3 protein-coding genes and 1 pseudogene are annotated in these 5,376 nt (G+C 69.0%); 2 read left to right on the top strand and 2 right to left on the bottom strand.

The genetic code is table 11. The annotated features are described in order from the left end of the window. A partial coding sequence (locus HTZ82_RS22340; RefSeq protein ID WP_309235626.1) for an NYN domain-containing protein occupies positions 1-804 on the bottom strand: 804 nt, incomplete at its 3' end. A gap of 251 nt (positions 805-1,055) precedes the next feature. Here HTZ82_RS22340 and HTZ82_RS22335 point away from each other — a divergent pair. Then, positions 1,056-1,226 (top strand): hypothetical protein, encoded by a 171-nt coding sequence (locus HTZ82_RS22335; RefSeq protein WP_175411236.1) that lies wholly within the window; start codon positions 1,056-1,058, stop codon positions 1,224-1,226. 75 nt (positions 1,227-1,301) lie between these two features. Here the strand turns inward: HTZ82_RS22335 and dnaE are convergent, their stop codons facing one another. Then, entirely contained in the window at positions 1,302-4,835 is a 3,534-nt protein-coding gene (dnaE, locus tag HTZ82_RS22330) for a DNA polymerase III subunit alpha (protein ID WP_175411235.1), read from the bottom strand. Positions 4,836-5,018: 183 nt separating this feature from the next. Here dnaE and HTZ82_RS22325 point away from each other — a divergent pair. Next, positions 5,019-5,376, top strand: a pseudogene (locus HTZ82_RS22325) (hypothetical protein); the annotation flags it as partial.

The following is a 5,376-nucleotide window of genomic DNA, read 5'->3' as shown; positions in this document are numbered from 1 at the left end:
GGCCTTGGAGGCGGCGGATCCCGCGGCGGCCGGGGCGGAGCTGCCGTTGGCGGAGGCGGTGGCGCCGTCGGCCGACGCCGCGGCGGGGGCGTCGTCCGCGCGGGTGCCGTCGGGCATCGGTGCCGGTCGGTCGCCGTCGGGTGCGCGGCCCGCGGAGGCGGCGAGGGCGGCCTCGGGCAGGGGCGCGGCGAGGATGGCGGCGATCTCGGGGCGGGGCGGGTGGGGCGGGGCGCACGGTCCGGTGAGGTCCTTGGCGCGGACGGCCCGGGTGATCCAGGCGCGGTCGAGCACGCGCCGCTCGTCGGCCTCGGCGACGAGGTCCTCCGACTGGTTGTAGTCGCCGTCGGCGGCCTGGACGGCCCACAGGTGGACGGCGACGCCGTGTTCCTTGGCGGACATCAGGCCGGGCAGCAGGTCGCCGTCGCCGGTCACCAGGACCACGTCGGAGCAGGCGCGGTTGCGGGCCAGTTCGGTGAGTTCGGCGTGCATGGCGGCGTCGACGCCCTTCTGCGCCCAGCGTCCGTCGCTGCGGGTCAGGGCGCCGAGCCGGACGGTGACGCGGGGCATGACGCGCAGTCTGCGGTGCTCCGGCTGGGGGACGCGGTCGGGGGCGCCGTCGAACCAGTAGATCCGCAGCAGCGGCTGCTGGGTGTCGGCCTCCGCGCGTTCACGCAGGGCCTGGATGAGGGCGGCGTGGTCGACGGTGATCCGGGAGCGGGCCGGTTCCCCGGCGAGAAGGCTGGCGGCGGCGCCGAGCAGATAGCCGGCGTCCACGAGCACGACGCAGCGGTCCACGTGTTCCACCCTCTTTCGGGAACCTCGGGATCGGGAGTTGCTTCGGGTTTCCTTCGAGTCTGCCCGACTGCCGGAGTCTTAACGGCCGGAGCACGATCATCGGCGTGGCGCCTCACCGTACGCCGTCCGGGGCGTTCTGACTACGGGCTCCGGTCCGGTGCGCGACTACGGTCCGCGATGATCCAAAATGCGCGGGTTGTGGGGGTGTGTGAGTCTGGCAGCGGCCCTGGCCCCTATACACCCCCACAGGAGGCACCACCATGGCCAAGAACAAGAAGCAGGATCGAAGTCAGCGGGCGTCCCAGGCCGAGCGGGGCACCGAGCAGGCGCAGCGGTCCTCCATGGAGTCCCAGGCGGAGAGCCGCGCCGCGCAGGTCACGCCCGCCGACGTGGCCCGGAAGGGCCGGCAGAAGCGGTTCGGCCACAACTGACGCGGACCACACGNGGGGCGCGCCCGTGACGACGGGCGCGCCCCTTCCGCGTACCGGTGCGTACCGGTGACCGGGTCAGCCGGTGAGGCAGGAGGGGCCGAGGAGCACCTTGAGGTCGCCGTAGAGGGCGGGGTCGGGCTGGACCCGGTGCCGGTCGAGCCGCAGGACGGTGGTCTTGCGGGGGCCCTGGAGCTTGATCCGTACCTCGGTGTTGCCCTTGTGGTGGCTGAGGATCTCGCCGAGGCGGCTGACCATGGGCGGGGTGACCTTGACGGTCGGGATGATGATGGTGACCGGCGCGTTGGCGCCCGCCTCCGACAGGTCGGGGACCATCAGCTCCATGGCGACGAGCCGGGGCACGTCCTCGCGCTTGTCGAGGCGGCCCTTCACGAACACGACCGCGTCCTCGACGAGCTGGGTGGAGACCAGTTGGTACGAGGCGGGGAAGAACATGCAGTCGATGGAGCCCGCGAGGTCCTCGACGGTGGCGATGGCCCAGGCGTTGCCCTGCTTGGTCATCTTGCGCTGGAGACCGGAGATGATGCCGCCGATGGTGACGACGGCGCCGTCGGAGAGTTCGGCGAGCTGCGCGATGGAGGCGTCGGCCTTGTCGGTGAGGACGTGCTCGATGCCGAAGAGCGGGTGGTCGGAGACGTACAGGCCGAGCATCTCGCGCTCCTGCGCGAGCAGATAGGACTTCTCCCACTCGACGTCCGAGAACTCGACGTCGAGGCCGAAGCCGGGCTCGCTGGTCTCCTCGTCGCCCATGCCGCCGAAGAGGTCGAACTGGCCCTCCGCCTCCTTGCGTTTGACGGCGACCACGGTGTCGATCATCGGTTCGTGGTGGGCGACGAGGCTCTTGCGCGTGTGGCCCATCTCGTCGAAGGCACCGGCCTTGATCAGCGACTCGACGGTGCGCTTGTTGCAGACCACGACCTCGACCTTGTCGAGGAAGTCGGGGAAGGACGAGTACTTCCCCTTGGCCTTGCGGCACCTGATGATCGACTCGACGACGTTCGTCCCGACGTTCCGCACGGCGGAGAGGCCGAAGAGGATGACGTCGTCGCCTTGGGCGGCGAAGTTGGACTCCGACTCGTTGACGTTGGGCGGGAGCACCTTGATGCCCATGCGGCGGCACTCGTTGAGGTAGACGGCCGACTTGTCCTTGTCGTCCTTGACGGAGGTGAGGAGCGCCGCCATGTACTCGGCGGGGTGGTTGGCCTTGAGGTAGGCCGTCCAGTAGGAGACGAGTCCGTACGCGGCGGAGTGGGCCTTGTTGAAGGCGTAGCCGGCGAACGGGACCAGCACGTCCCAGAGGGCCTGGATCGCCTCGTCGCTGTAGCCGTTCTTCTTGGCGCCGGCCTGGAAGATGGTGAAGTTCTTCGCCAGTTCCTCGGGCTTCTTCTTGCCCATGACGCGGCGGAGGATGTCGGCCTCGCCGAGTGAGTACCCGGCGATGATCTGGGCGGCCTTCTGCACCTGCTCCTGGTAGACGATCAGGCCGTAGGTGACGCCGAGGACTTCCTTGAGCGGTTCCTCCAGCTCGGGGTGGATCGGGGTGATCTCCTGCTGGCCGTTCTTGCGCAGCGCGTAGTTGGTGTGCGAGTTCATGCCCATCGGGCCCGGCCGGTAGAGGGCCGAGACGGCGGAGATGTCCTCGAAGTTGTCGGGCTTCATCAGCCGCAGCAGGGACCGCATGGGGCCGCCGTCGAACTGGAAGACGCCGAGTGTGTCACCGCGCTGGAGCAGTTCGAAGGTCGTGGGGTCGTCGAGCGGGAGGCCGAGGAGATCGATGTCGATCCCCTTGTTGGCCTTCACCATCTTGACGGCGTCGTCCATGATCGTGAGGTTGCGCAGGCCCAGGAAGTCCATCTTCAGCAGGCCGAGCGACTCACAGCTCGGGTAGTCCCACTGGGTGATGGTGACGCCGTCGGTGTGCCTCACCCAGACGGGGACGTGGTCGGTGATGGTCTCGCTGGACATGATCACGCCGGCGGCGTGCACACCCATCTGCCGGACCAGGCCCTCGACGCCGCGCGCGGTGTCGATGACCTTCTTCACGTCCGGCTCGTTCTCGTACATCCCGCGGATCTCGCCCGCCTCGGAGTACCGGGGGTGCTGCGGGTCGAGGATGCCGGACAGCGGGATGCCCTTGCCGAGGACGTCGGCGGGCATGGCCTTGGTGAGGCGGTCGCCCATCGCGTACGGGTAGCCCAGCACGCGCGCGGAGTCCTTGATCGCGTTCTTGGCCTTGATGGTGCCGTAGGTGCCGATCATGGCGACCTTGTCGGCGCCGTACTTCTCCGTCACATACCTGATCACCTCGACGCGCCGGCGCTCGTCGAAGTCGATGTCGACATCGGGCATGGAGACGCGCTCGGGGTTGAGGAACCGCTCGAAGATCAGGCCGTGCGGGATGGGGTCGAGGTCGGTGATGCCCATGGCGTACGCGACGATCGAGCCGGCCGCGGAGCCTCGGCCGGGGCCGACGGCGATGCCGTTGTTCTTGGCCCACATGATGAAGTCGGCGACCACGAGGAAGTAGCCGGGGAACCCCATCTGGATGATGACGTCCATCTCGTAGTCCGCCTGGCGCTGGCGGTCCTCGGGGATGCCGTTCGGGAAGCGGCGCTCCATGCCGCGCCGGACCTCCTCCTTGAACCACGTGACCTCGGTGTGGCCCTCGGGGATGTCGAACTTCGGCATCAGGTCGCGCTTCTGGAACATCCCGGTGGTGTCGATCTGCTCGGCGACCAGGAGGGTGTTGCGGCAGCCCTCCTGCCAGGCGTCCGAGGAGTCGATGGCGTACATCTCGTCGGTGGACTTGAGGTAGTAGCCGGTGCCGTCGAACCGGAAGCGGTCGGGGTCGGAGAGGTTCTTGCCGGTCTGGATGCACAGCAGGGCGTCGTGCGCGGCCGCCTCGTGCGCGTACGTGTAGTGCGAGTCGTTGGTGACCAGCGGCGGGATGCCGAGCTTCTTGCCGATCTCCAGGAGGCCGTCGCGGACGCGGCGCTCGATCTCGATGCCGTGGTCCATCAGCTCCAGGAAGTAGCGGTCCTTGCCGAAGATGTCCTGGTAGTCGGACGCGGCCTTGAGTGCCTCGTCGAACTGGCCGAGGCGCAGCCGCGTCTGGAGCTCGCCCGAGGGGCAGCCGGTGGAGGCGATGAGCCCCTCGGACCACTGGGCGATGGTCTCCTTGTCCATACGCGGCCACTTCTGCAGCCAGCCCTCCTTGTACGCGTCGGAGGAGAGCCGGAACAGGTTGTGCAGGCCCGTCGCGTTCGCCGCCCAGATCGTCTTGTGGGTGTAACCACCGGAGCCGGAGACGTCGTCGCGCTTCTGGTGTGGCTGGCCCCACTGGATCTTGCGCTTGTTGCGCCGGGACTCGGGGGCGACGTACGCCTCGATGCCGATGATCGGTGTGATCCCGGCCTTCTGCGCGGAGTGGAAGAAGTCGTACGCCCCGTGGAGGTTGCCGTGATCGCTCATGGCGATATGGGTCATGCCCATCTCGTTGCACGCGTTGAACATGTCCTTGAGCCGCGCGGCACCGTCCAGCAGCGAGTACTGGGTGTGCACGTGAAGGTGCGTGAACGGCGGCTTCGACACGGCTGGGGCCTCCGGGGGTCGGGAGCGTCGGGAGAGAGGGGGACAGCTCGGAAGTCTACGACTCCGCAGTGACACAGGAGCGTCCTGTGGACGGACGGCGGGGGTGAGCCCGACCGCGAGCCCGACCGGAACTTTAGGAGACCCTTACAGCGTGCCGTGGCACACTCTCGGACGATGGACGACATGACCGGGACCCAGCTGAGGGGGCTACGGGCGGCGATTTTCACGGCACTGGTCGTGACGCTGTCCGTCGCCTCCCATGTGCTGCTGTCCCGGGTGCCGCTGCCGCTCACCGCCGTCCTGGTGGTCGCGGCGGCGGTCTTCGCGGCGGCGTACGCGCTGGCGGGCCGGGAGCGGGGCTTCTGGCCGATCGCGGGGCTGCTGGTGCCGCTGGAGCTGGCGGCGGACACGGTGTTCACGGCGGGGCAGCACGCCTGTTACGGCCCGTCGGGCGGCCCGGTGGCGGGCTCGCTGCGGGCGATGGGCGTGGACCTGCTGTGCGGCGACGCGGTGGGCGCCCAGCTGGCGGGCGCGCAACTGG

Source organism: Streptomyces sp. TRM64462 (genome assembly GCF_013362995.1).
GTDB lineage: Bacteria > Actinomycetota > Actinomycetes > Streptomycetales > Streptomycetaceae > Streptomyces.
This window is presented reverse-complemented; position numbering and strand designations above follow the sequence as displayed.

What these genes read in the sequence shown, in the direction of transcription:
- HTZ82_RS22335 (WP_175411236.1), top strand. Translation starts at nt 1,056, where the DNA reads ATGGCCAAGAACAAGAAGCAGGATCGAAGTCAGCGGGCGTCCCAGGCC.